Below are 24,463 nucleotides of genomic sequence, written 5' to 3' on the forward strand. Positions count from 1 at the left end.
CCCCACCACCCAGGAGGTCTCGTGAAGATCTGGATCGACCAGTCCCAGTGCCAGAACAGCGGCCTGTGCGAAGAGGAGGCACCGCAGCTGTTCGCCGTCGGCGAGGACTTCCTGGCCTATGTGCGCCAGGGCGATCAGGTGCTGTCCGATCCCGGGGGCGAGGCGGGCCAGGCCGAAGTGCCCGCCGACCTGGAGTCGGTCGCCGAGGCGTGCGTGCGCGCCTGCCCGGCGCGCTGCATCCACACGGTCTGAGCCGACCGCGCACCCCAGCAAGATCCCCCTGCCGGCCGTCGGCGGCAGGTCGACCGCTCACCACGATGACGAAGGCTGGCACCACGATGACCGCACTGACCGAATCACAACCGTTCTCGGCGACCGCCGCCCTCGAACGCGTCGGGGCCCTGGCGCGCGGCGCCTCGCGGCACCCCGCCATCGACAACCCCTTCTACCGGCTCTGGATGTCGCGCGAGCTCCCGGTCGAGCAGGTCGAGCTCATCGCCCGCAACTACTATGAGCGGGTGAGCCGCACCTCGGTCCGGATCGCCCTGGCCTTCATACATATGGAGGACGTCACGGCCCGCGCCGAGACGGTCGAGAACCTCAGCGACGAGATGGGGCGCGGCGACGCCTCCGCGGTCCACGCGGTGCTGCTGCGCTCCTTCTTCGAGGCGCTGCTGTCGAGGCTGCACCGCCGGAAGGTGGACTTCGACGAGATCGACGCGCCGATCCTGCCCTCCACGCGGCGGCTGGTCGAGGAGGGCGAGAAGGTCTTCAGCAGCCCGCACCCGCAGGAGGTCTGCGGCGCCCTGCTCGCCCAGGAGTGGCACGCCTACCCGCAGCTCGTCTCCCTGTACGAGGGCGTGCGCAACTACCGCGGCTACTTCGGCTTCGAGGAGTTCCACGAGAACTGCGAGTACTTCTACCTGCACATCGGGGCCACCGAGAAGGAGCACAAGATCCACTCGCTGTCCACCGCGGCCCGCGCCTGCCGCAGCGAGGCCGACATCGAGCACCTTGAGCGCGGCTTCACCACCTACCTCGACCTGCTCGCCGACAACTGGACCGAGATCCATACGCATCTCACCGCCGGCTGTAACGGCGCAGAACCTGCGGCCGAATGATGTGATCGATGTCTGGGACGTCCGTCAGCGCGTCGGAACGGCCGCGGGGGGCCGGGCGCGCCCCTCGCGGCCCCGGGATCGCGCTGCTGACCTTCAGCCATGTGGTCGACGACTTCTACCAGGGGGCCGTCCCGGCGCTGCTGCCCTTCATCGCGGCCCGCGGGCACTTCGGGTACGCGGCGGTGGCCGGCCTGACCTTCGGCGCCACGATGTCGTCCTCGGTGGCGCAGCCCCTCTTCGGCATGCTGGCCGACCGGTACCGGATGGCCTGGCTCGTGGGGGCCGGCATGTCCACGGCGGCGCTGGGCATCGCCCTGTCCGGAACCTCGCAACGCTATGAGTTCATCTGGCTCGCGCTCGCGCTGGCGGGCCTCGGGATCGCCGCGTACCACCCGGAATCGGCCCGGATCGCCCGGATCGCCTCCCGAGGCAGCCAGTCCGCGATGGGCTACTACCACGTCGGCGGCAACCTCGGCATCGCCCTCGCGCCGGTCGTCATCAGCCCCGTGGTCTATGGACTCGGGTTCGGCGGGCTGTGGATCCTCGCCCTGCCCGCCTGGATCACCGCGCTGCTCCTGCGACCTCGGCGCACCGAGGAACAGGCGGCGGCCGCGCGGCGCGGCGCGGCCGACCGGCCCAGCGACCGCCGCTCCTTCGCGCTGATGACCGTGATCGTCATCGTGCGGTCGGCCGTCTACTACGGACTGACCACCTTCCTCACCCTCTACGTCACCGGAACCCTGCACGGCGGCCGCGGCTTCGGCGAGGCCACGCTGACCGCCCTGCTGTTCGGCGGTGTGGTCGGCACGGTGCTCGGCGGCCACCTCGCCGGACGCTTCGGCCGCCTGCGGGTACTGCGCGTCGCCTACGCCCTCTGCGTCCCGGCGGTGCTCACCCTCGCCTTCGCGAACCACGAGCTGATCATCATCGCGGTCATCCCGGTGAGCCTCTGCCTCTACGTCCCGTTCTCCATCCACACCACCCTCGGCCAGGACTACCTGCCGCAGCGCATGGGCACGGCCGCGGGAGTCACGACCGGACTCACCGTCAGCGCCGGGGGCCTGCTGGCGCCCGCCTTCGGCGTGCTCGGCGACGCCACGAGCCTGCGCACGGTGCTGCTGGTCCTCGGCGTGCTCCCCCTCCTCGCGCTCGCCGCCGCGGCGATGCTGCGCGAGCCGACCGGCGCGACAATTCGCTGATCACACGTCCGAGGGTGTTGGACCGGCTCCGGGCGACCGGCGACAGGACGTCGGTCTCGCGGTCGGTGAGCAGCTCCAGCGGGTCGTCGCGGAGGGGGCGAGTGCGCTTTTCAATTTCCCGGGAAGGATGATTCATCGGGTAATCGGGGTTACCCGGCCTATCGGGACGGCCTTTCTCGGGCTCGACATCGGATCACCGCTAGTAATCCGGCCGGGGTACCAGGCCCGTCAGGATGAAATGGCCGTCGAGCGCCAACGCGGCGAGCACCATCAGGGTGATGACCGCGGCTTTGATGTTGCGCTTCATGCCGAGGCCGTAGCCGGCGGCGGCGAGGGCCGAGAACGCCGTGGAGACCAGCGCGATGGCGACGATGACGCAGCTGTGGTGCCGCAGGCCCGGGTCGATGACCGCCGGATCTACGGGCCCGGTCAGATAGGCCAGCCGAGGGGACGCCTTCCACCACGCCAGCGACAGATTCACCAGCGCCAGAACCGTGCCCGCGAGCACGGCGACGGCCGGCCCGGCCGGCCATGACCGGACCGCCGCCGTCCGCGCGACCAGCAGACCGGCCAGCAGAGCGCAGACATGGCCCACCTCGCTGCCGGAGGTGTAGGCGAGGATGGCCGCACCGCGCCACGCCGCCACCATCTGCGTCTCCGACTGCGCGTCGGGCCACACCTCCAGCCCCTGCTCGATGCTGCGGGAAAGCATCGTGACGGCCGCGACAGCGGTCGCGGCGACCAACAACACGTAGATGGTGGCGCACCATAACCAGACATGTGGGCCGCGCTGCAAGATCTTCACCATGGCCGTCATAATGCCCGAAACGGCGGACTGCGAGCCAATGCGCTGTTTCGGTCGGGTCCTCTCTTTCCGGTGAAATTTCTTAGGCGGACGGCGTCGACTACGGTGCCGGGGCCTCCCAGGTGAGCGTGAGGCCCGCGTACACATAGCGGCTCGCCTCGATGGCCAGCAGCAGAACCGTGTCGCCGGGCCGCACCGTACCCTTCCGCCAGCCCGCGTCCAGGGCCAGCGGCACCGCCGGCGACCCGGTGGCGCCCACGTCCGCGAGGTTCTCCACGATGATCTTCTTCAGCCGCGCGCCGTCCGTCGGACTCAGCCCGGCGGCGTCGAACTCGCCGCTGAAGTACTCGGCGTTGCCCTCGGGCAGGACGCACGCGTCGATGTCGGCCACCGACAGGCCGGATCGTCCCAGCATGTCCCGCAGCCCGGTGACGAAGACGTGGGGCCCGAACTTCGTCGTCCCCTGGATGTCGAGCCGGATCTCCATCAGGCGCTCGCGGGCCTGCTGGCGGGCCAGCGGAAGGTCCGTGCCGCCACCGTTGATCAGCATCCCGGGTCTGCGGCCGCCGCCCAGGGACCGGGTCGCGAACACCGGACGGGGCCGCCCGGCGGCGGATCCCGGCCCGCCCGCCTCCAGCACCATGGCCGCCGCGCCATCGCCGAAGGTGTAGAGGGTGAGCCGGTCGCGCATGCGGACGTCGAACGGGTCCCTCCCCAGGTAGAGGGGCGCGAGGAGGGGCGAGATGGACTCGGCCCCGATCACGAGCGCGGTGCGGTGGACGCCGTCGGCGAGCAGCCGGCGCGCGATGTCCAGCGCCTGCACGGCGCCCGCGCAACCGGCGCGGACCTCGATGACGGCGGCGGCGTCCAGTCCGAGTTGTTCCTGGACGTACGTGCCGGCGGCGGGCAGCAGGTGCTCGGGGCTGGCCGTCGACATCACGATCAGTTCGATGTCGGCGGGTTCGAGGCCCGCCCGGTCGAGCGCCTGCCGGGCGGCGGCGGTCGCCATCCGCGACGTGCTGGTGCGGTGCTCACCGGTCCGCGGGTCGATGAGCCAGTGCCGCCTCCGCACCTCGATCCCGGCCAGGACGTCGTCCGGCAGCGGGCCCGCGAGCCGTTCGAGCGCGTCGTTGTCGAGGGGGTCGCCGGGCAGGTGCGCGCCCGTGCTGAGGACGGACACGTGGCGGTCGGCGTCGGACATGATCAGATCTCCGTTCGGGGACGCAGCACGAGGCTGTAGTGGGTGCCGCCCAGCGACGAGCTGTTGACGAGGACCGGGCCGGCGGGGGCGCCGCTCCGCCACCCGGTGAGGGCCAGCGCGGCGGACAGCTGGGCACCGGCTCCCACCGGTTCCCCGAGGAGCCGTTTGGGGCTTTCGACCGTGCAGCCGGGCGCGAGGGCGCGTACCGCCCGGGTCTCCGGGCGGTCGACCGGCATGAGACCGGCGGCGTTGGCCCAGATCGCGGTGAGCTCGCCGGGCTCGACCCCGCCGTCGTCCAGCGCGGCCCGCATCGCGCGTCGCAGGCCGTCGCCGTCCGGCGCCCAGGCCCCGATCCCGCGCGCGTCCGACGCGGAGCCGTGCCCGGCGAACTCGCCGAGGATCGGAGCGTTTCGGGCCTTAGCCGCCGACTCGCGTTCCAGGACGAGCGCGATCCCGCCCTCGGTGAGGGTGTAGCGGCGTCCGCTGGGGCCGCTGAAGAGCGGGAGGGCCCGGTACGCCTCCAGCACCGCCGGGGAGAGTTCGTCCACCGCCGGGCACACCACCGCGTCCGCCCGGCCGGTGCGCAGGAGATCGTGGGCGACGCACAGCGCGGACGCGCCGGCGGCGTGCCCCGCGGTCGCGGTCGAGGTGGGCCCCCGGGTGCCGAGGACCATGGCGACCTGCCCGGCCGCGGCGTTGAACACGGTGTTCGGGAAGATCGCTGGGTTCGCGGCCGCCGGGCCGTCGGCCAGGACGGGGGTGAGGAAGTCCGCGACGCTGCGCATGGGCCCGAGGCCGGTGCCCACGATCACGCCGACGCGCTCGCCGCCCTCCAGGCCGGCGTCCTCCAGCGCCTCGCGGGCGGCGGCGACGGCGAGCCGTCCGAGCCGGTCCATGCGGCGGCGCTCCCGTGGGGGGACGTCGCGCCGGGGGTCGATCTCGACGCGCGCGAACCTCGGTGCGCCGTCGGTGGTCTCCGGCCTCTCGCCCGCGCGGTAGGCGCGCCACAGGTCGGCGCCGGAGGCTCCGGACGCGCTGATGACGCCGATGCCCGTGACGACGACCTTCTCCGTCGCGGTCGGGGGCGGTCCGGCCAGCGGGCTGCCGGGGCGGCCGAAGGCGAGCGAGGCGTTGGCGCCGGCGAACGCGAAGTTGTTCGACAGCGCCGCGTCCATCGCGGTCGGACGGCTCGCACCGGGCACCGGGTCCAGCCCGCATCTCGGGTCGGTCCTGGTGAACCCCGCCGTCGGCGGCACGACCTGGTCGCGCAGCGCCAGGACCGTCACGGCGGCCTCGACCGCGCCGGCGGCCCCGAGCAGGTGCCCGATCATCGACTTGGTGCTGCTCAACGCCGTCTTCTCGGCCGCCTCGCCGAGCGCCGCCCGGACGGCGTTGCTCTCCGCCGAGTCGTTCTTGGGCGTGCCGGTGCCGTGCCCGTTGATGTAGGTGATCTGGCCCGGTTCCAGGCCGGCGGATCCCAACGCCTCGCGGATGGCGCGCGCCGCGCCCTCTCCCTGGGGATGCGGCGCGGTGGCGTGGTGGCCGTCGGCGGAGAGTCCGTATCCGAGGACCTCGGCCAGCACCGGCGCGCCCGCCGCGCGCGCCAGCGACTCCTCGACCAGGACGAGCATGCCGCCGCCCGCGCCGAGGGACAGCCCGTCCCGGTCCTTGGAGTACGGCGCGGCCGGTCGGGAGGACAGCGACTGGAGGCTGCTGAACCCCGCGAACCCGGTCTCGGTGAACGCGTCGCTGCCGCCCACCAGCATGGCGTCCGCCCGCCCGGCCCGGATCGCTTCCAGCGCGTGCGCCAGCGCGTGGGCGCCCGACGCGCACGCCGTGTTCACGGACAGGCAGGGGCCCTTGAGCCCGAACACGGCGCTCAGCCCCTCCGCGATGGCGTGCGGCGGGATCACGAGCCACTCCCCCGGACGCACCGGCGCGCCGCCCGTGCGGAGCCGTCGCAGCACACGCTCGCCCGTGCGCAGACCGCCGTTGCAGGTGCCGAAAGCGACGCCGAACCGGTGCGCGGCGACCGCCCCCGCGCGCGCCGGGCCGGTGCCGTCGGCTTGGACGGCCAGCCCGGACGCGGCCAGCGCCTCCTCGGCCGCCGCGAGCGCGAAGTCCAGGGCGTCCTCCCGCTCGGGCAGGTCGAGCCCGGCGGGCAGGACGCGGCGCGGCGCGGCCCCGTCGGGCACCTCGCCCCCGATCTCCGTCTGGTAGCCGCCCATCGGGAACGACGTCACCGGGCCGATGGCGACCCGCCCGTCACGTACGCCGTCCCAGAGGGCCTCCGCGCCGGCGCCCTGGGCCGTCAAGGCGCCCACGGCCGTGACGACCACGCGCACCGTTCGCCCGGATCCGGTCCGCTCCGCGGCCGAAGAACCGGACGTTTCCGTTGTGTCCGTCATGCCGTCCCTCTCCGAGTCCTGCGGGCTCACCGCACACCGTCCATGGCCACCGCCACCGCCTGTCCCTCCAAGCCGCGCGCCAGGGCCAGCGCCGTGGCCGGACGGCTGTCGCGCGGATCGCCGGGGACGTAGTCCAGATCGCAGCCGGGCCCCGGCGTCTCCAGGTTCCGGGTGGCGGGGACGACGCCGGTGTGCAGCGCCATCGCGGTGACGGCCGCGTTGAGCGCGCCCGCGCCGCCGACCAGATGCCCGGTCTGCGGCTTGACGCTGCTGATCTCCGCCGCCGCGGCCGCGGCGCCGAGCGCGTCATGGAGCGCCCGCGTCTCGCTCACGTCGCCCAGCGGGGTCGCGCAGCCGTGCGCCGCGATGTAGTCGGTGCGGACGCCGCGCCCGGCGGTGCGCAGCGCGTTGCCGATCGCGCGGGACAGCCCGCGGGCGCGGGGGTCGGGCATCGGCGGGGCGACGCCGTCGTTGCCGGCGCCGTAGCCCGTGACCTCCGCGTAGATCCGGGCGCCCCTGGCCTGCGCGTGCTCGCGCTCCTCCAGGACGAGCAGGGCCGCGCCCTCCCCGAAGACCGAGCCGCTGCGGTCGACGTCGTACGGCCGGAACGCCGCGTCGCCCGACTCGTTGCGCGTGGTGAGGACGCCGAGGCCGTCCATCTTCGACATCGGCCACCACGAGGTGGCGTCGTCGTATCCGCCGGCGACCACCACGTCGGCCTCGCCGCGGCGCACGGCGCGCGCCCCGTGCCCGATCGCGGCCAGCCCGGCGTCCGCGGTGCCCGCGAAGAAGGCGTTCGCCCCGCGGATCCCGAACCTCGCGGAGATGTGGAAGGCCGCCGCGGGCTGGAGTCCCTCCACGAAGAACAGCGGCGTGATCTGCGATGACGCGGTCCGGCCCAGCGTGGCCAGGTCGACCCTGCCGCGCTCGTCGCGGGCCGCCCCCACCGCGCCGATGAGCTCCTCCATCCGCGGCATCTCCTTGTTGCCGCCCAAGAACAGTCCCGTGCGGTAGCCGAGTTCCCCGGTGCCGTCCAGACCCGCGTCGGACACGGCCAGCGAGGCACCGGCGAGCGCCAACCGGTCGCCGCGGTTGAGCATCCGGAGCGTGCGTCGGGAGGCGTACGCGCCCGGGTCGAACCCGGCGATCTCGGCGCCGATGCGGGTGCGCAGCGGGGACGGGTCGTAGGCGCGCAGGGGCCCGATCCCGCTGCGCCCCTCCAGCAGCCCCGACCAGGTCTCCGCCATGCCCTCGCCGAGCGCGGTCAGGACGCCGAGCCCGGTGACGACGACGCGGTGTGCGGTGTCGGTCATGCCGTCCTGCCCTTCGGTTCGCTGATGGTGCCGGTACCGGCCGTGTGCGGGCCGGTGGCCCCCGGGGAGGCGGCGGTGTCGTCGCGGAGGACCAGTTCCCGGACGTCCGCGACGGTCCGTCCCTCGACCCGGGCGGACGCCTGGAACGTGGTGACGGCACCGTCCGGGCCGGCGGGGGCCCCCGCCGCCTCCGCCGTGATCTCCACCTGGTCCCCCGGCGCGACGAAGTGCCGGAACCGCACCCCGATGACCGCGCTCAGCCGCCAGGCGCCGGCGCCGGCCACCGCCGCCGCGAGTTCGGCCATGTTCTCCAGGAGCAGCGCTCCGGGGTAGACCGGCCGCCGCGGGAAGTGCGTGGTGAAGATCGGAAGGGTCCCGGGGACGTTGCGCACCGCGACCGCGCGGACTCCCGGCTCGAACGCCAGGATCCGGTCGAACCCGGGGACCGCCCCGGGCGGAACGGTCTGTGTCACGGCTGGTCCTCCCGGTGCGCGCCGATGACGAGGCTGACGTTGCTGCCGCCGAAGGCGAACGCGTTCACGAGAACCGCCGACACCGGCATCGCGCGGGCCTCGTGCGGCACGTAGTCCAGATCCAGCCGGCGGTCCGGGGTGTCCAGGTTGATCGTCGGCGGGACCCGCGACTCGCGGATCGCGCCGAGCGCCGCCAGGACGTTGAGCGCCGCGCCCGCCGACGTCAGGTGCCCCGCCATGGACTTGGGCGAGCTCACCACCACGCGCCGGACGTCGTCGCCGAACACCTTCTTCAGCGCGACGGTCTCCGACAGGTCGTTGCCGTGCGTGCTCGTGCCGTGCGCCACGACGTAGTCGATGTCGCCGGTGCCGAGGCCGGAGTCGGCGATGGCGCTCTCCATCGCCTGGATCGCGCCCGAGCCGTCCGGCGGCGAGTCGGTGATGCGCCAGGCGTTCAGCGTGCTCCCGTACCCGAGCACCTCGCCCAGGATCCGGGCGCCGCGCTCCAGCGCCGCCCCGCGCTCCTCCAGGACGAAGCAGACGGCCCCCTCGCCGAGGACGAACCCGGCACGGTCCGCGTCGAATGGCCGCGACGCCGTCTCGGGAGTGTCGTTGCCGCGGTCCGTCAGCGCGCCGAGCAGGCTGAACCCGAGCAGGTCGAGCCAGCTGACGAGCGAGTCGTAGCCGCCCGCGACGACGACCGAGGCATCGCCCTCCTGGATGCCGCGGAACGCCTCGCCGATCGCGTGCCCCGACCCCGAGCAGGCGGTGCTCACACCGATGGCGGGCCCGGTCGCCGAAAGCAACCGTGTCATGGTCACCAGCGGCAGGTTCTGGTCGTGTTCGAGCGTGGTGCCGGGAGCCTGCCGGAGGAACGCGTCCGGCCGCCCGGTCGTCTCCCGCAGCGTCGCGATGTCGGCCAGGAACTGCGCGTCGGGACGGCCGACGCTCGCGCCCATCGCGACGCCGCGCTCCCCGGCCGGGTGGTGGTCCCCGACCGCGCCGGCGTCGCGCCACGCCTCCAGCAGCGCCGCGACGCCGAACCGTCCCGCGCGCGTGAGCCGGTGGCGGTCGGCCCGCGCCGGGATGGCGGCCGCCGCGTCGAAGTCCTTCACCTGCCCCGCGATCCGCACGGGGAACCCCGTCGGGTCGAACACGGTCAGCGGGCCGACCCCGCTGCGCCCGGCCACGAGGCCCTCCCAGGTGGCCGCGGCGTCGTTGCCCAGTGGGGTCACGGCGCCCGCCCCGGTGATGACCACTCGTCTCATCGCACCCGCCCTCCGTCCAGCAGCTGTCCCGCCATCCGCCGGGTGTCGGCGGGGTCCTCCAGTTCCGCGCCGGCGCGGAGCGCGCACAGCACCCCGGCCGCCTCCAGCACGGGTTCGCCGTCCACCGCGACCACGCCGCCCACCAGGGCCGCCTCGTCGCTCATCGACTCGACCACGGCGGTCATGTGCAGCACCTCGCCGAAGCGCACCGGCCGGTGCGCGACGGCCTCGCCGACGGTCAGCAGCACGGCCCGCCTGCGGTGGCCGGTGCTGAGCATGACCAGCCAGGTGGCGGCCTGGCACAGCGCCTCCAGCGTCAGGCCGAAGGGCAGCAGGTCGCGGTCCGGACCGCGGTACAGGGCAGGCGCCCACCGCGCCTCCTGCCGGGAGGTCACCTTCCGGGCCGAGATCCGTTCCCCGGCGTCCCAGGACTCGATCCTGTCGATCAGGTGGAATCGCATTGCCCGCTCCGTTCAGGGACGGCCGACGCCGAGTTGCGCGGCGAAACCGCCGTCGGCGCGGACGAGTTCGCCGGTCATGTACGCCGCGTCGGGACCGGCCAGGAACACCGCCACCGCGGCGATCTGCTCCGCGGCGGCGAACGAGCGCAACGGCACCTGCTTCTTGATCCGTTTGCCGGTCTCGTCCTCAAGGAGGCTTCCGACGAGGTCCGTCGGGGTGAAGCCGGCGCAGACGGCGTTCACCCGGACGCCGAACCGGGCCAGCTCGACCGCCGTGGACCGGGTGAAGGCGTTGAGCGCTCCCTTGGAGGCCGAGTAGTTCGCCTGGCCGATCCAGCCGCGCTCGCCCATGACGGAGGAGATGTTGACGATCGCCCCGTCGCGCTGCGCCATGAGATGCCCCATCGCGGCGCTGGTGCAGTGGTAGGCGCCGCCGAAGTTGACCTTCATGACCTCCAGCCAGGCCCCGGGCGGCCGACCGTAGACCAGCCCGTCGTCGCTGATCCCCGCGTTGTTCACGAGGATGTGCAGGCCGCCGAGGCTCTCTGTCGCCGCGGCGACGAGGTCCGCCGCGGCGCCGGGGTCGGCGACGTCGGCGCGAAGCGCGACGGCGCGCCCGCCCAGCGCCTCGATCTCCTTCACGACCGCCAGGGCGTCCTCCTCCCGCGAGCGGTAGTTGACCGCCACCGCCGCGCCCTCCCGGGCCAGCGCCAGCGCGACGGCCCGGCCGATGCCCCGGGACGCCCCGGTGACCAGCGCGATCCGATCATGCAGTTTCATCTCGCCCCCGTTCTGGCCTGCGGTGAGATCGGGTCGCGGTTCAAGGGGCGTCGGCCGGGGCGCCGGTGTTCGGCGTGCCGGTGTTCGAGGTGCCGGTGTCCGGGGAGCCCGTGGCCGCCGCGCGCGAGGCGAGCAGCCTGGTGAGGTTCTCGACGGTGAACAGGCCGAGGACCCCGTCGGCCGTCAGCGGCTCGGTGAGCTGGCCGCGGTCGAACTGCGGGAGCACCTTCTCCAGGTGGCTCAGCCCCGTGTCGTTGACGACCTCGTTCTCGTCGCCGAACTCCTCGTCCGGGATGCCGCCCTGGAGCAGGCCGGCGATATCCGCGATGGTGATCTTGACACCGGAGGCGCGCTCCATCCGGAACAGGACGTCCAGCAGGTCGATGGACTCGGCGCCGAGGTCGTCGAGAAGCGTCGCCTCGGGGACCACCTCGTCCGGTTCGATGCCCAGCGAGTCGGCGGTCGCGGTCTGGACGACGAGCAGGTAGTCGGTCAGCGTGTCGGTCATCTGTGATCGGCCTTTCATCGGTTCGTGGATCGTTCGTCGTCGTTCAGGTCCCGGATCAGGGCCGAGACCCGGCGGGCGTCGTTGGTGCTGCGCACCGTCGAGCCCGGGAAGGCGCGGTTGGCGAACCCGCTGAGCACGCGTCCGGGGCCGACCTCCACGTAGGCGGTCACCCCGGCGGCGTGCGCGGCCTCCAGCACCCCGCGCCACCGCACCGGGCCGGCCAGCTGCCGGCCCAGCAGCGCTCTCGCCTCGGCGCCATCGCGCAGCGCGGTGCCGGTCACCGAACTGAGCACGGTGGTGCGCGGGTCGGCGAACGCGGCACCGTCGAGCGCGGCGCCGAAGTCCTCGCTGATCCCGTTCATCAGGGAGCAGTGGAACGGCGCCGAGACGTCGAGCCGCGCCACCCGGTCGGCCCCCGCGTCGAGGGCGCGGCGCGCGACCCGGTCGACCGCCGGACGGTGCCCGGAGACCACCGTCTGGTCGCTCTCGTTGAAGTTGGCCACCTCGGCGACCCCGTCGGCGGCCGCGTCCGCGCACAGCTCGGCGACCCGCGCCGAGGGCAGCCCCAGCACCGCGACCATCGCTCCGGCCACCGTCCGTCCCACGCCCGCCATCAGCTCGCCGCGGACGCGGACCAGCCGCAGCGCGTCCGCGCGGCCGAGCACCCCGGCCGCGACCAGCGCCGCGTACTCGCCCAGGCTGTGCCCGGCCACGGCGGACGGCGTGAAGCCCGCCTCCGCGCGCAGTACCTCCAGCACCGCGAGGCTGGTGGCGAGGATCGCGGGCTGGGTGATCTCCGTCCGGCCGAGCTCGGCCGTCTCCCCGGTGGTGCACAGCCGGGTCAGGGCCAGGCCGAGCGCCTCGTCCGCCTCGGCCATGACCCGGCCGGCCGTCCGCGGGTGGTCGCGCACGAGATGCGCGGCCATGCCCGCCCGCTGCGATCCCTGGCCGGGGAACATCGCCATGACCGGCTGCGGGGCGCCGGTCCCGGCGGGAGCCGGGCCGGCCTCCGACGCCGCCGTCATCCTCGCCCCTCCAACCGCCGCGCGGCGCCCAGGTAGAGGGAGGACAGGTCCCGGGTCGGCTTGAGCCGCAGGCTTCCGTCCTTGCGCTGGCCGCGGATGGAGATGCCGGCCATCCGGCCGAGCGGGACGAAGCCCGCCGCGCCCAGATGACCGAGCATCTCGTCGGGCGTGATGAAGTCGCGGTGGTCGTGCGCGCCGCGCGGGACGATGCCGAGCACCCGCTCGGGAAGCCAGATCATCATGATCCGGGACCTGAGAGTGCGGTTGATGGTGTCGTAGAGGAAGATGCCGCCGTCGTCCAGGACGCGGTGGATCTCGCGCACCGCGAGCGCGGGGCTCTCCACGTGCTCCAGGACGTCCACACAGGTGACGGCGTCGAACGAGCGGTCCGGGTAGGGCAGTTCCTCAGCCTTGCCGACGGTGTAGGAGATGTCCCGGTCGGTGTCGTCGGCGTGCCGGGTGGCGGCCGCGACGAGTTTCGCGGACGGATCCACTCCGCAGACCCGGGAGCCCCGCTGGTGCAGGAACTCGGTGGTGTAGCCGCCGCCGCAGCCCACGTCCAGGACCCGCTTGCCCTTCCAGTCGTCCAGGAAGCGGTCGAAGTAGGCGAAGCGTTCAGGGTTGAACGACCGCAGCGGGTTCATCTTCGAGTCGTCGCTCCACCAGGAATCCGCGTAAGGAGAGAAGAAGTAGTCGTCGGACATGGTCGGCTCCGGCATCGGGGCCCTCCTCTGGTGTCGGCAGGCGTGGTCAGGTACGGGACCGGCCGCGGCCGGTCGGCGTGCGGGCCGGGGCGCCGGCGGCGCCGGATCAGCGGGCCTCGGAGCGGGACGCGCCCGGCCGGCTCCAGCGCAGGCCGTAGGCGACCTGGTTCTTCTCCGCGGCGGCGAACGCGCGGGTGTCCCAGCTCTTGCGCATGAAGGTCTCGCGGGCGCTGATCAGGGCCGGGTTCTCGACGGCCCCCATGCGCCCGATCCAGCGCGCGATGCGCTGCATGGGCGCGGTCCGCGCCCGGCGTTCCGCCTCATAGGCGCGCAGCGCGGCACGCGGGTCGGCGACGCCTCCGCGCAGATGCTCGGCCAGAACGAGCGCGTCCTCCAGCGCCTGGCACGCGCCCTGGCCGATGTTGAAGGTGATGGGGTGCGCCGCGTCGCCCAGCAGCGTGACCCGGTCCCGCCCCCACCGGCGGTCCGGCCTGCGGTCGAGGACGTCACCGCGGATGACGTCCTCCTCGGGCGTCGCCTTGAGGATGTCCAGGACGGGCCCCGCCCAGCGGCGGTGCCGTTCGGTGAGCATCTGGAGCGCGGCCGGGCCGTCCTTGCCGCCGGCCGGCCCGTTGGCGACGCTCATCCAGTGCACCACGCCGGGCGCCACGTCGTAGTAGGTGAAGCGGGTGCCGGGGCCGAAGATCGCGTTGAACGTCCCCGGCGGGATCAGCGGGTGATCCATCCGGGCGCGGCCGCGCCAGGCGATGTAGCCGGTGAAACGGGGCGGCTTCGGCCCGAGGAGGCCGCGCCGGACCGTGCTGTGGATGCCGTCCGCGCCGATCAGGAGGTCACCGTGCTCGGTGCCGCCGTCCGCGAAGCGCACGCTCACTCCGGCGCGGCCGCTCTCGAAGGAGGTCACCTGCGCGCCGGTGCGCACCGTGTCCTCGGGGAGTGCCTTCTTGAGCACGCCGTGCAGGACGGATCGCTCGACCGCGATCGTCGGCTGCCCGTACCGGGCGACGAAGTCGCCGACCGGCCAGGCCGCCAGCGTCTCGCCGCGCCAGGTGCTGAAATGGCAGGTCTGCTGGACCGGTGCGATTTCGAGCACCCGGTCGGCCACGTCGAGTTCGTTCAGCGCGATCACGCCATTGCTCCAGATGTGCAGCCCGGCGCCGCCGTCGCGCAACCGCTCGGCGCGTTCGAGTACGAGGGTCTCGAAACCCCTGCGGCGGAGCGCGAGCGACGCGGCGAGACCGCCGATGCCCCCGCCTGCGATCAGGATGCGCGGTGAGCGGTCGGACATCCTGGCCCCCTTCCGAAAAGGACGACTTGCCACCGTCATTCTCGACACGCCAGCTTGTTGTGCTTCTTGACTGCGCCTTGAAGACCTGGTCGGAACCATTGGCGCCCATTTGGTTTTCCAGCCCCGCAGGCGGCCGTCAAGAAAGGTTCAAGTCGGCCGCCCACTCGTCCCGCCTAGCGTGCTCACTGACCACAGGGAGGACAGACAATGCGGGACGAACACTCACTGGCCGAGCGAAACAAGGCAACGATTCGACGGGTTTTCGACGAGTTCGTCAACAAGGGCGATTTCTCGATCGTCGACGAGATCTACCGGCCGGACATGATCGACCACCAGCCGCTGCCCGGCGCCCCGGCGAGCGTGCCGGGCGTGAAGCACACGATCGCGGGCCTGCGCGCGGGGTTTCCCGACCTGCACGTGACGATCGAGGACATGAGCGCGCACGAGGACTACGTCGTCATCCACAACACCTGGCGCGGCACCCACCTCGGCGACTTCCTCGGCGCGGCGCCGACCGGGCGTGCCATCACCTCCCGCGGGGTCGTCGTCTGGAGGCTGGCGGACGGGCTGATCGCCGAGCGGTGGGGCATCGGCGTGGAGTCCAACATGCTGGCGGCGCTCGGGATGCGGAGGCTGGGCCGCAGATCGCGGGCGGGCCGTCCCGCGGAGAACGCGGGCCCGTCGGCCGAGCCCGCGGTGAACGTGCTGCCCCTCCTGCCGGGGTGCGAGGGGCGGTGGCGGACGCTGCGGCATGAGCTCGCGTCCACGCGGCTCCGCGAGTACGAGGAGTCACGGCGCCGCACCGGGATCGTCCGGGAGTCCTTCTGGCTGCGGCGGGCCGGGGAGACCGACGTCGTCATCCACTACCTGGAGGCCCGGGACCCGCGCCTCGCCGGACGGCGGCTGCGGGACTCCGCCGAACCGTTCGACACCTGGCTGCGCGGCGTGGCCACCGAGCTCCACGGCCTGGACCCGTGGGCGGAACTGGCCGGGGGCGCCACTCCGGCCGTGCATGCCTGGACGGTGCCCGTCGAGCTCGTCCAGGACGCGCCGCGCTGACCGCCGCGTAGGAGCGAGAACGCCGGGGCGGACGTCCAGGCGTGCGCCACCGACCGCACGCGTCGCGCGCGGCGCCCCGGCATGGTGCGGACCCCCCGCATGGTGCGGACGCCCTACACGGAACGGGTGAACGCGGGACCGGGGCGCGGGCGGTCAGCGGCGGGTGACGGGGCGGGAATGGCGGCACACCCGCACCGTTCCGCCTGCCCGACCGGCCCGCCTCCCGCATCCGACGTGCCGCTCCCCCGCGCGACGCTGAAGAGTTCGCACGCAGGGACCCGGGGTGTTCACTCGCCATGGCCGGGCGCTCAGCACGGCCACGGCACCGGAAGACCGGGCACCGATCAGGGCCGGTCGGTTCCGTATCGAGGCTTTCCAGGCAGCGGCGGTTGCCCTGACGGACTGTGCGCCCGTGTTCGTTTCGAGCCGCGGCATCCTCGCTGGCAGGGCTGCGCCGAAGAACGCCCCGGAGCCGGCAGCGGGTCGCCCCGCAGAATCGTCCGGTGGAGTTCTTGCAGGTCGGGGCCGGGATCCGCGCCCAGCTCGTCGGCGATGGCCTGCCGGACCGCCTCGTACTGGACGAGCGCCTCCGCTCGGCGCCCACTCGCGTACAGGGCCCGGACCAGGCGTTCATGCAGCAGCTCGGCCATCGGCGCCTTCATGAGTTCCTGGCGCAGGTCCTCGATCACCTGGTCCCACTCTCCGGCGCGCAGTTCGGCGTCCGCCCACTCCGCGAGCGTCTCCTGCCTTAACTGGAGCAGGTTGTTCCGGAAGAGCACGGCCCATTCGTTGTCGAGGTCGGCCAGCGCCTCGCCCTGCCACAGTCGCAGTGCGCCGTCGAGCAGGGATCGCCGCTCCCGGGCGCCGGCGGGCAGCATTCTGGCCCGCTTCACCATACAGCGGAACAGGTGCAGGTCGACCTGGTCCGAGGCGATCGAGAGGCGGTATCCCACGTCGTCGCGGTGCAGGGCGACGGGCGTGCCGGTTCTGTCGGTCGCCTCCGCCAGGATGCGGCGGAGGCGGGCGATATAGGTGTAGGCGACGTTGCGCGCCTGGTCCGGTGGTGTGTCACCCCAGACGCGGTCGATGAGCGACCGAAGCGGAACGGGCTCGACGGCCTCGGTGAGGAGCACCGCGAGAACGCTCCGTTGGCGCTTGGGGCCGAGATCGACCTGCGCGTCCTGCACCCACATCTTGACCGGACCGAGCACTTGGAACCTGATCACTGGGCTTCCCCCGTAGTAAGTCCAGTACACCCCGACCTGACGATGCGCGGAATCAATGTGGCGGTAGACGCAAATTCCGCGGCAGAGGTTCGCGGCGAGGCCAGATGTGATCGAATATCCGATCGCATCTCAAGCCCTTACCCCTCGCCAACTGCCCCTCCTGATATACATGCTATTGCGTTTTGTCAAGAAGTCAAAATTTCTATCAGTGCCGGGTCGGTCACGTCCTGCCATGATTGCCGTATCCGTCCGAAGGGAACCTTGCGGATGCCGTGGCGGCAGGCGCACTGGCGACCGACGTTAGGGGCTGAGCGGAAAACTTCGAGTACAGCCGGACGGTCCTGAAGGCCAATCGACGCCGACCACGGATCTACGGGATGTTCTCCCCCGGGGCGGCCGCTCCGATTCACTGTTCTTCCTGCGGTAATGGCGAACGCGCGTGACCGATGTGGATTACCCCCGGCGGCATGGTTACTTTTTGAACCATTTTCCACTGGACCGATCCCAATGGCGCTCGCGAGCCGGTGCCACGCCGTCCCCGAACGGCGGTGTGACGGCTTTCACACGGTCGTCGGAGGCGGCATGGATGCTCGCAGCACGTGAACGGTCGTCCTCACCCACTTCCGCGACCGCTCCTCGCGCGATCGTGGTCCACGCCCCCGTTGACATCGCAGGTGATCAGAAGGTCGCCGGGGGCTTCGGGCCTCGCCCCGGAGAGGCGGTACTCGTCAGGAGCCCGCCGGAAGCCAGTTCCCGTGGAAACCGTGGGGCACGCGTGCGGGCAGCGCTATCGTCGCCACCGTCTCCAGCGTGCCCGCGTCGAGGAGGAGCAGATCACTGCGCTGGGTGGCCGCGTCGTACACGAACCCCATCAGCACTCCCTCGTCCTCCGCCGCGCCGGATCCGTTCGGAACGAAGACGAACTCGCCCGCCTGCCTTCCGCTGCCCAACTCGACCTTGGTGAAGGCGCCCGAGACGAAGTCGTACTTGAGGACCGCGTCGGTGGGAATGGCTCCGGTCACCGCGCCCATCGCGTAGCCGAACCGGTGCGGCCGGCTCACCACCCGGTCGTCCACCCGAGGGAACTCCTGCGGACGGTCGTCGAGCCGCGACTCCGTCACCTTCCCCGCGGAGAGGTCGATCGTCCAGCGGTCCAGAGTCGGCGCGCCCTCGTTCGGGCCGCGCAGGTCGGTCACGAACATGCGGGGATGCCGGACGACGTCCACCACGACCGAGTCGCCGTGATCGTAGGCGTTGAGCGTATGGAAGACGTAGCACGGCTCGACCCCGAACCAGCGGACGTCGTCCGATCCGCCGTCACGCGGCATGACCCCGACGCGGGCGGGATGCCGCGGATTCCAGCTGAACGGCAGGTTCTCGTTCGCCCGCATCCTCGCGCCGACCATCGCGGCGATGGGATGGGGGACCTTCACCCGCCCCACGAGGGCGGACAGCAGCAGCGCGGTCGGGTAGCGCAGCGGCCGGGGGACGGTGATCCGGGCCGCCTGGCGCGCGTCGAAGGTCACCGGAAGGTCGTAGAGGACGACGTACTTCTCGGTGAGGGCGAAGTCGTGCATCATCGGCATCCCGGGAGCGGCGATGTCGACGATCCGGCGGGCGCGGCCGTCCGTCCCGATCACCGAGTACCGCACCCGGTCGCCCCGGCCGAAGTAGTGCGTCACCGCATGGAGTTCGCCGGTGGCCGGATCGAGCTTGGGATGGGCCGTGTACCCGCTGGTCATGGTCCCCTCGAACCCGTACGGGCCGACCGTGCCGAGCTCGCCGTCGAGTTCGTGGCAGCTCATCCCGCCCTCCACGAGGGCGAGGACGCGGCCCGCGTGGCCGATGACGTTGGTGTTGGCGCCGTACAGTTCGATGCCGGTGCGCTCCCCGCGCCGCCCCGCCGGCTGCCCCGCGGCGGCCTTCTGCTTGGAGGTGCGCACCCAGCGGTTGCGGTACCACTCGGCCCTGCCGTCGCGGATGCGGACGCCGTGCACCATTCCGTCGCCCATGAACCAGTGGTAGTTCTCCGGGTCGACCTCGGAGATCGGGTTGGGTCCGTTGCGCACGTACCGCCCGTCCAGGTGCTCCGGAATCCGGCCGGTGACGGGAAGGTCGGTGACCGTGAGCTCCCGTCCGACCGGGGCGTAGTTCCCCTCAAGGTAGGCGTTTCCCATTCAGATCCCCCTCCCGCACGAGGGGCGGGGAGCACGAGCGGCCGCGCGGTGCGGGTCGGGCGGCCGCCCGGAGTCCTCCCCCGCCCCTCGGATGATCTCTGCTAGACGCCCCTGGCCAGATCGTCGAGGACATCGAGGTGCTTCGGCTGCCAGCCGAGCTCGTCGCGGGCCCGGGTCGTGTTGAACCGCTGGTCGAGGGCGAGCGCGTCCGCGACCATGCCGAGGCTCTGGGAGAGTTCCGCGACGCTCACCGAGACGGTCTTGCCGGGGATGCCGACGGCCTGGCTGAGCGCCTCGGCGAACTCCTTGGTGGTCGGGTTCTGGCCGACCGTCCCGAGGTAGCGGCCGCCTGCCGGGGCCTTCAGCGCGAGCACGTACAGCTCGGCGATGTCGTCCACGTGCACCAGCGACCAGTGGGTGCCGCCGTCACCGAGGTAGGGCACGGCTCCCTTCTCCGAGCCCTGCCACGCGAAGAAGCCCGGCAGCCCGCCCTGCCGCCCGTACACCAGACCCGGGCTGATGACGACCGGATGCCGGCCCTGCTTCCTGGTGGCGAGCACCCTCTCCTCACCCGCGACCCGCCACGCGGTGATCAGCGGCGGGTCGTACGGAGCGTCCTCGTCGACCTCGCCGGCCGTGTTCCCCCACGTCCACGCGCCGCCGGTGTGCACGTAGGGGTTGCGTCCCGCACCCTCCGACAGCGCGTCGGAGGCGATCTGGTCGATCTCGCCCGAGCGCTCGTCGCCGGTGAGCGCGAGGTGGATGACGCCGTCCGCGGCCGCGGCGGAGTCCCGCAGCAGATCCACTTCGGTGAGCTCCCCGCGCACCGGCGTGGCTCCGAGTTCACTGATCACGGTCGCGGACTTGTCGGAGCGGGCCAGCGCGGTGACCTCGTCACCGCGTTCCTGCAGGACGCGCAACACCGATCGGCCGATGTAGCCCGATCCGCCGGTCACGAACACTTTCATAAGACCCTCCAGTTCATAGTTCTCCTTGCCGCCAGGACATCGGCCGGGCCCACCGTCCGCGCGGGTCGGACGACCTGCGACGGTCGGGACCGGCGGATGCGCCGGTCACGAACCGGCGACCGCGCCGACGAGGAGCGCGGCCACCGCCAGGCCCTGCAGACCGGCCCGCAGGTTGATGACGCTGTCCCATCTCTCCTGGAGCGATCGGGCGTCGTCCGGCGTGCGGCCTTCCTCGGCCGCCGAGGTCTGCCGCTTGTTCACCGGCGCGCTGATGCGCAGGAAGACGCCGAACCAGCCGGCGAGCATCAGGATCGCCGCGGCGTCCGCGGCGATGATGGCGGGGTCGCCGATCGCCGCGGCCGCGGCCGTGGTGAGCACGGTGGCGATGACGCTGATCGCTCCCGGTACGGCCAGCCGCTTGTCCCCATAGAAGTGGACGTAGCCCATCACCTTGGTGAGCACCTCGTCGTCGACATGCCGGAGCGCGGACCGCTGGACGAGTGCGCAGAACATGTCGGTTCCGTAGATGACTCCGGCCGCCAGCAGCGCGATCGCGGTGAGGACGTCATGAACGACGATCACTACGCATCTCCCGATTACGTCAGGTTGGCCATTAATCGCCTAGCGTGCCGCAACGCGAACAACCCAGACTTCTAGCGCCGCTAGCAAGCAGCACGCTAACATGGCCGACACTAGAGGTTCAAGCAGTGCTAGATATTGGAGTCACGTTAGACTTCCCGCATGTCCGTTAGAGAGCGACGCGAGCGGGAGTACGCGCACCGCCACCAGCTGATCATCGACACCGCCCGCAGGCTGGCGGAGACCGACGGCTGGTCCGCGGTCACCACCAGGCGCCTGGCCGACACGATCGAGTACAGCCAGCCGGTGCTCTACAGCCACTTCAAGGAGGGCAAGGACGCGATCGTCGGCGCCGTGGCCCTCCAGGGGTTCGACGAACTCGCAGCCCTGCTGCGGGAGGCGCGCGAGAGTACGAACGAGCCGGGGACGGCCCTGCACCGGGTCGCCCACGCCTACACCGAGTTCGCCCTCGCCAACCCGGCGCTGTACGACGCGATGTTCATGCTCTCCTCCACGCTCCGCTTCGGCGAGGCGGACACGCCCGCGGTCCTGGAGGCCGCGTTCCAGGAGCTGTACTCCGCCGTCGCGGAGGTGACCGGCGGCGAGGATCTGGAGACCTGCACAGAGGCGATCTGGAGCGCACTCCACGGACTGGTCACCCTGCTGCGCAGCGGTCGACTCCGTCCCGGACATCACGCCGCCCGGCTCGACCTGCTCCTCGACCGCTTCACCTTCAAGGACTGAGCGACGCGCGGCAGGCCGCGCACCCCCCTGGCCGACCAGCGACGACGGCACCCATGACCTTCGTCGCTAGCAAGGCTATTCTTTCTTTCGCTACTATTCTAGCGTCGCACTTCATGCTAGCGTTGATAGCGAATCAATGAGGGAGGGCACATGGGACGTGACCTTTGCAAGATCGCCGAGGAGTTCGTGGCGATGGTCGCCCGCCGGGACGCCGATGCCGTCGACGACCTCCTCGTCGAGGACTACATCGACCACAACCCGCTGATCGGCAACGGCAGGGAGGCCAACCGCGCCTTCTGGTCCGCGTTCTTCACGGCGTTCCCGGACGTCACGGCGACGCTGGAGGACTGCGTCGCCGACGGTGACCGCCTGGTCGGACGGTTCACCTACCGCGGCACCCACAAGGGGGTCTTCTTCGGCGTGGACCCCACCGGCAACGACCTGCACATGCGGACCATCGACATCTGGCGGGTGGAGGACGGCCGCCTGGCCGAGCACTGGGACGAGATCAATCTGCTGGAGGTCCTACAGCAGATCGATGTCATTCCCACGCTCGACATCACCCCGGAAGAGCAGCCGGCATGACCACCGCGGTACAGGCGCTGGCCATCGTGGCCATTCTGGCCAACGCCGTGATCTACGGCACGGACGTCTTCTCCGCGGTGGTGCAGCGCCCCGCGCTCGCCCACGTCGACGACCGCGCCCTGATCGCGATGATGGGGAACATCCACCGGTACGGGGACAGGCGGTTACCCGTCCCCGGCACCATCGGGCTCCTGGCCGCCCTGGCCGGCGCCATCACCGCCGCCGTCGCCGGGCTCGCCCCGGCCGCGGTCGCCGGCTTCGTCGCCTGCGCGGCCCTGCTCGCCTGGCTGGTCTTCTTCAACAAGGTCGCCGCGCCGGTCAACCGGCAGTTGGCGAAGGCCGCCGAGAACGGCGGCGAACTCCCGGAGGCCAGGTCGCTTCAGGACAGGTCCGACGGCGCCCTCGGCGCACTGGTGCTCTTCCAGTCCGTGGCGCTGATCGCGCAGTGCGTCATGGTCACCGCCGCATGACCGGCCGCCCTCGACCACCGGAAGGAAAACGCTGATGCGCCGCCGCAGACTGGGCATGGGCTCCCTGAGCGTGTCCGAGCAGGGGCTCGGCTGTATGGGAATGTCATTCGCCTACGGCCCCGTGAACGACTCCGAGTCCGTCCGTACCGTGCATCGCGCTCTGGAACTCGGGGTCACCCTGTTCGACACCGCCGACATGTACGGCCCGCACCACAACGAGAGCCTGGTGGGCCGCGCGTTGTCCGGACGCCGCGACCAGGCCGTCCTGTCGACCAAGGTCGGCAACGAGATAGACCGGGACGGCGCCTTGACCGGAAGGATCAACGGCCGGCCCGACTACATCAGGTCGAGCATCGACGGAAGCCTCCAGCGCCTCGGGGTCGACTGGATCGACCTGTACACCTTGCACCGGGTGGATCCACAGGTGCCGATCGAGGAGAGCTTCGGGGCGCTCGCCGAACTCGTCCAAGCGGGCAAGGTCCGCCACCTCGGCCTCTCCGAGGCGTCCGCCGCCACCATCCGCCGGGCCCACGCGGTACACCCGGTGACCGCCGTCCAGACGGAGTACTCGCTGTTCTCCCGGGACGTCGAGACCAACGGCGTCCTGGCGACGACACGCGAACTGAACATCGGGTTCGTCGCCTACAGCCCGCTCGGCCGCGGCTTCCTGTCCGGACGTATCCGCGACATCGACGATCTCCCGGAGAAGGACTTCCGCCGCGTCGCACCGCGCTTCCAGGAAACGAACTTCCACAGGAACCTCAAGGTCGTGGAGCGCATCGAGCGGGTCGCGGACACCAAGGGCGTGACCGCCTCCCAACTCTCCCTCGCCTGGGTGCTCGCCCAGGGCCCCGACGTGGTGGCCATCCCCGGAACCAAACGCCGCACCTACCTCGAAGAGAACGTGGCGGTCTCCGCGATGGCGCTGACACCCGACGAGCTGGCGGCCCTGGACGTGATCGCCCCACCGGGAGTGGCGACGGGCGACCGCTACCCGGCTGCGGCGATGGCCTATCTCGACGGCTGACGCGTGAGCCGACACAGCGAGGTCTCCGGTTGGGGGAAGAACCCCAGACCGGAGACCTCCCCGACGCCGCCTGCGCTCCGACGACCGATGCTGGACGCTGCCGCCCCGCCCCCCGGTGCCATACGCGGCCTGCCTTTTGAGGTCGGGCAGTGGCCAACATGTTCAGCCTTGCTCGGGCTCCACCGGTAGCCACAGTTCGGCGTCGGCCTCGGTGTGCTCCGGCGACAGGTGGACGCGCAGAATCTCGGGGCCGGTGCGGGTGCGGTACGGGTTCGACGGAAACCACTCGGTGAAAACGTCCCGCCACAGCTCCTGGATGGCCTGGGGTGCCGGCCCGGAGGTGGTGAAGACCGCCCAGGTACCGGCCGCGACGGCCAACGCGGTCATGCCCTCCGGAGCGGCCGCGGAGGTGATCACGCCATGGTGGTAGTCGAGTTCAGTGCCCTGGGCGCGGCTGGGGTCCACGTCGTCGCAGACAGCGACGATGCCGTGCGGCTCCTGATCCGACAGCTTCTCCAGGCGCTCCAAGGTCTGGGGGGTGATCCCACGGACGAAGTCCATGATCGCCTGGTTCGGACCCGCGTGCACCAGCGGAACCCGGGTCTTGAACCCGACGACGGTGAAGTCCGGCCTGTCCACGACGCGGTACCGCATACTGCTGCGCCCTTCGATGGTGAGGCGGAAGGCCATCCGGGACTGGGAGTTGAGCGCGGCACCGGTCCGCCGGGCCTCGCCCGGTCCGATGCCGTGCATGGCACGGAACGCCCGCGCGAACGCCTCACCGGAGCCGTAGCCATAGCGCACCGCGATATCCAGCAGCGTTTCACGCCCCGCGAGCACTTCGGCGCCCGCGAGGGTGAGCCGACGGCGCCGGACGTACTCCGACAGCGGCATGCCCGCGAGCGCGGAGAACATCCGGCGCAGGTGGTGCTCCGACGTCGCCGCGATGCGAGCCAGCTCCCCCATATCGACCGCCTGGTCGAGATGGCACTCGATGTGCTCCATGGCCTGGTTCAGCCGCTCCAGCATGCCTGACCTCCCTTCACGGTGCCGACG

25 protein-coding genes are annotated in these 24,463 nt (G+C 71.8%); 8 read left to right on the plus strand and 17 right to left on the minus strand.

Translation table 11 applies throughout. The annotated features are described in order from the left end of the window. Nucleotides 1–21: 21 nt before the first annotated feature. From KLI87_RS41190 to KLI87_RS30150, 3 genes are all read left to right on the plus strand, one after another. Nucleotides 22–252 (plus strand): ferredoxin, encoded by a 231-nt coding sequence (locus tag KLI87_RS41190; protein WP_214619765.1) that lies wholly within the window; start codon nucleotides 22–24, stop codon nucleotides 250–252. A gap of 86 nt (nucleotides 253–338) precedes the next feature. Further along, a complete protein-coding gene (locus tag KLI87_RS30145; protein ID WP_156218559.1) occupies nucleotides 339–1,121 on the plus strand; it encodes an iron-containing redox enzyme family protein in 783 nt (260 codons plus the stop codon). Nucleotides 1,122–1,129: 8 nt separating this feature from the next. Next, nucleotides 1,130–2,320, plus strand: a complete 1,191-nt coding sequence (locus KLI87_RS30150; RefSeq protein WP_214619767.1) for an MFS transporter — start codon at nucleotides 1,130–1,132, stop codon at nucleotides 2,318–2,320. A 199-nt stretch (nucleotides 2,321–2,519) separates the two neighbouring features. Here KLI87_RS30150 and KLI87_RS30155 read toward each other — a convergent pair whose 3' ends face one another. The 12 genes from KLI87_RS30155 to KLI87_RS30210 all read right to left on the minus strand — a co-directional run bounded on the left by KLI87_RS30155 (nucleotide 2,520) and on the right by KLI87_RS30210 (nucleotide 14,572). Beyond that, nucleotides 2,520–3,128, minus strand: coding sequence for a hypothetical protein (locus tag KLI87_RS30155; RefSeq protein WP_214619769.1), 609 nt, complete (start codon nucleotides 3,126–3,128; stop codon nucleotides 2,520–2,522). A 97-nt stretch (nucleotides 3,129–3,225) separates the two neighbouring features. Beyond that, nucleotides 3,226–4,326 (minus strand): 3-oxoacyl-ACP synthase III family protein, encoded by a 1,101-nt coding sequence (locus KLI87_RS30160; protein ID WP_156218562.1) that lies wholly within the window; start codon nucleotides 4,324–4,326, stop codon nucleotides 3,226–3,228. A 2-nt stretch (nucleotides 4,327–4,328) separates the two neighbouring features. Next, nucleotides 4,329–6,734, minus strand: a complete 2,406-nt coding sequence (locus KLI87_RS30165; RefSeq protein ID WP_284734236.1) for a beta-ketoacyl-[acyl-carrier-protein] synthase family protein — start codon at nucleotides 6,732–6,734, stop codon at nucleotides 4,329–4,331. Between the two features lie 26 nt (nucleotides 6,735–6,760). Beyond that, nucleotides 6,761–8,047 carry a beta-ketoacyl synthase gene (locus KLI87_RS30170; protein WP_214619773.1) on the minus strand — a complete coding sequence of 429 codons (1,287 nt, stop codon included), beginning with the start codon at nucleotides 8,045–8,047 and terminating at the stop codon, nucleotides 6,761–6,763. Further along, entirely contained in the window at nucleotides 8,044–8,520 is a 477-nt protein-coding gene (locus KLI87_RS30175; RefSeq protein ID WP_214619775.1) for a 3-hydroxyacyl-ACP dehydratase FabZ family protein, read from the minus strand. The genes KLI87_RS30170 and KLI87_RS30175 overlap by 4 nt, the downstream gene beginning before the upstream one ends. Next, nucleotides 8,517–9,788, minus strand: coding sequence for a beta-ketoacyl synthase (locus tag KLI87_RS30180; protein ID WP_214619777.1), 1,272 nt, complete (start codon nucleotides 9,786–9,788; stop codon nucleotides 8,517–8,519). The genes KLI87_RS30175 and KLI87_RS30180 overlap by 4 nt, the downstream gene beginning before the upstream one ends. Further along, a complete protein-coding gene (locus KLI87_RS30185; protein WP_156218566.1) occupies nucleotides 9,785–10,249 on the minus strand; it encodes a 3-hydroxylacyl-ACP dehydratase in 465 nt (154 codons plus the stop codon). Before KLI87_RS30185 ends, KLI87_RS30180 begins: the two co-directional genes overlap by 4 nt. Nucleotides 10,250–10,261: 12 nt before the next feature. After that, the gene (locus KLI87_RS30190; protein ID WP_156218567.1) at nucleotides 10,262–11,029 is read right to left on the minus strand and encodes an SDR family NAD(P)-dependent oxidoreductase; all 768 of its coding nucleotides are present in this window, start codon (nucleotides 11,027–11,029) and stop codon (nucleotides 10,262–10,264) included. Between the two features lie 40 nt (nucleotides 11,030–11,069). Further along, nucleotides 11,070–11,537: an acyl carrier protein gene (locus tag KLI87_RS30195; protein WP_214619779.1), complete on the minus strand. Its 468-nt coding sequence runs from the start codon at nucleotides 11,535–11,537 to the stop codon at nucleotides 11,070–11,072. Nucleotides 11,538–11,551: 14 nt separating this feature from the next. Then, on the minus strand, nucleotides 11,552–12,562 hold the full coding sequence (gene fabD, locus KLI87_RS30200) for an ACP S-malonyltransferase (RefSeq protein WP_214619781.1): 1,011 nt from the start codon (nucleotides 12,560–12,562) through the stop codon (nucleotides 11,552–11,554). Beyond that, on the minus strand, nucleotides 12,559–13,281 hold the full coding sequence (ubiG, locus tag KLI87_RS30205) for a bifunctional 2-polyprenyl-6-hydroxyphenol methylase/3-demethylubiquinol 3-O-methyltransferase UbiG (RefSeq protein WP_214619783.1): 723 nt from the start codon (nucleotides 13,279–13,281) through the stop codon (nucleotides 12,559–12,561). The genes fabD and ubiG overlap by 4 nt, the downstream gene beginning before the upstream one ends. Before the next feature lie 91 nt (nucleotides 13,282–13,372). Then, a complete protein-coding gene (locus KLI87_RS30210) occupies nucleotides 13,373–14,572 on the minus strand; it encodes an NAD(P)/FAD-dependent oxidoreductase (RefSeq protein ID WP_214619785.1) in 1,200 nt (399 codons plus the stop codon). Nucleotides 14,573–14,779: 207 nt separating this feature from the next. Here KLI87_RS30210 and KLI87_RS30215 point away from each other — a divergent pair, with 207 nt between their 5' ends. Further along, a complete protein-coding gene (locus KLI87_RS30215; protein ID WP_214619787.1) occupies nucleotides 14,780–15,631 on the plus strand; it encodes an ester cyclase in 852 nt (283 codons plus the stop codon). Nucleotides 15,632–15,975: 344 nt separating this feature from the next. Here the strand turns inward: KLI87_RS30215 and KLI87_RS30220 are convergent, their stop codons facing one another. The 4 genes from KLI87_RS30220 to KLI87_RS30235 all read right to left on the minus strand — a co-directional run bounded on the left by KLI87_RS30220 (nucleotide 15,976) and on the right by KLI87_RS30235 (nucleotide 20,584). Next, entirely contained in the window at nucleotides 15,976–16,857 is an 882-nt protein-coding gene (locus KLI87_RS30220) for a BTAD domain-containing putative transcriptional regulator (protein ID WP_156218572.1), read from the minus strand. Nucleotides 16,858–17,585: 728 nt separating this feature from the next. Then, nucleotides 17,586–19,034, minus strand: a complete 1,449-nt coding sequence (locus KLI87_RS30225) for a carotenoid oxygenase family protein (protein ID WP_214619789.1) — start codon at nucleotides 19,032–19,034, stop codon at nucleotides 17,586–17,588. 101 nt (nucleotides 19,035–19,135) lie between these two features. Further along, nucleotides 19,136–20,002 (minus strand): NAD-dependent epimerase/dehydratase family protein, encoded by an 867-nt coding sequence (locus KLI87_RS30230; protein WP_156218574.1) that lies wholly within the window; start codon nucleotides 20,000–20,002, stop codon nucleotides 19,136–19,138. Between the two features lie 105 nt (nucleotides 20,003–20,107). Next, the gene (locus KLI87_RS30235; protein WP_214619790.1) at nucleotides 20,108–20,584 is read right to left on the minus strand and encodes a DUF1772 domain-containing protein; all 477 of its coding nucleotides are present in this window, start codon (nucleotides 20,582–20,584) and stop codon (nucleotides 20,108–20,110) included. Nucleotides 20,585–20,743: 159 nt separating this feature from the next. On the opposite strand from KLI87_RS30235, the gene KLI87_RS30240 reads away from it, so the two are divergent. The 4 genes from KLI87_RS30240 (at nucleotide 20,744) to KLI87_RS30255 (ending at nucleotide 23,407) form a co-directional block, all read left to right on the plus strand. Further along, complete coding sequence (locus KLI87_RS30240) at nucleotides 20,744–21,325, plus strand: TetR/AcrR family transcriptional regulator (RefSeq protein WP_156218575.1); 582 nt, start codon at nucleotides 20,744–20,746, stop codon at nucleotides 21,323–21,325. A gap of 150 nt (nucleotides 21,326–21,475) precedes the next feature. After that, nucleotides 21,476–21,910, plus strand: a complete 435-nt coding sequence (locus tag KLI87_RS30245; RefSeq protein WP_214619792.1) for an ester cyclase — start codon at nucleotides 21,476–21,478, stop codon at nucleotides 21,908–21,910. Continuing rightward, entirely contained in the window at nucleotides 21,907–22,380 is a 474-nt protein-coding gene (locus KLI87_RS30250) for a hypothetical protein (protein ID WP_214619793.1), read from the plus strand. Before KLI87_RS30245 ends, KLI87_RS30250 begins: the two co-directional genes overlap by 4 nt. A 34-nt stretch (nucleotides 22,381–22,414) precedes the next feature. After that, the gene (locus tag KLI87_RS30255) at nucleotides 22,415–23,407 is read left to right on the plus strand and encodes an aldo/keto reductase (protein WP_156218578.1); all 993 of its coding nucleotides are present in this window, start codon (nucleotides 22,415–22,417) and stop codon (nucleotides 23,405–23,407) included. Nucleotides 23,408–23,569: 162 nt separating this feature from the next. On the opposite strand, the gene KLI87_RS30260 is transcribed toward KLI87_RS30255, so the two are convergent. Next, complete coding sequence (locus tag KLI87_RS30260; protein WP_214619795.1) at nucleotides 23,570–24,436, minus strand: AraC family transcriptional regulator; 867 nt, start codon at nucleotides 24,434–24,436, stop codon at nucleotides 23,570–23,572. Between the last annotated feature and the right edge of the window lie 27 nt (nucleotides 24,437–24,463).

It is taken from the genome of Actinomadura sp. NEAU-AAG7 (assembly GCF_018603865.1).
Classification (GTDB): domain Bacteria; phylum Actinomycetota; class Actinomycetes; order Streptosporangiales; family Streptosporangiaceae; genus Spirillospora; species Spirillospora litoris.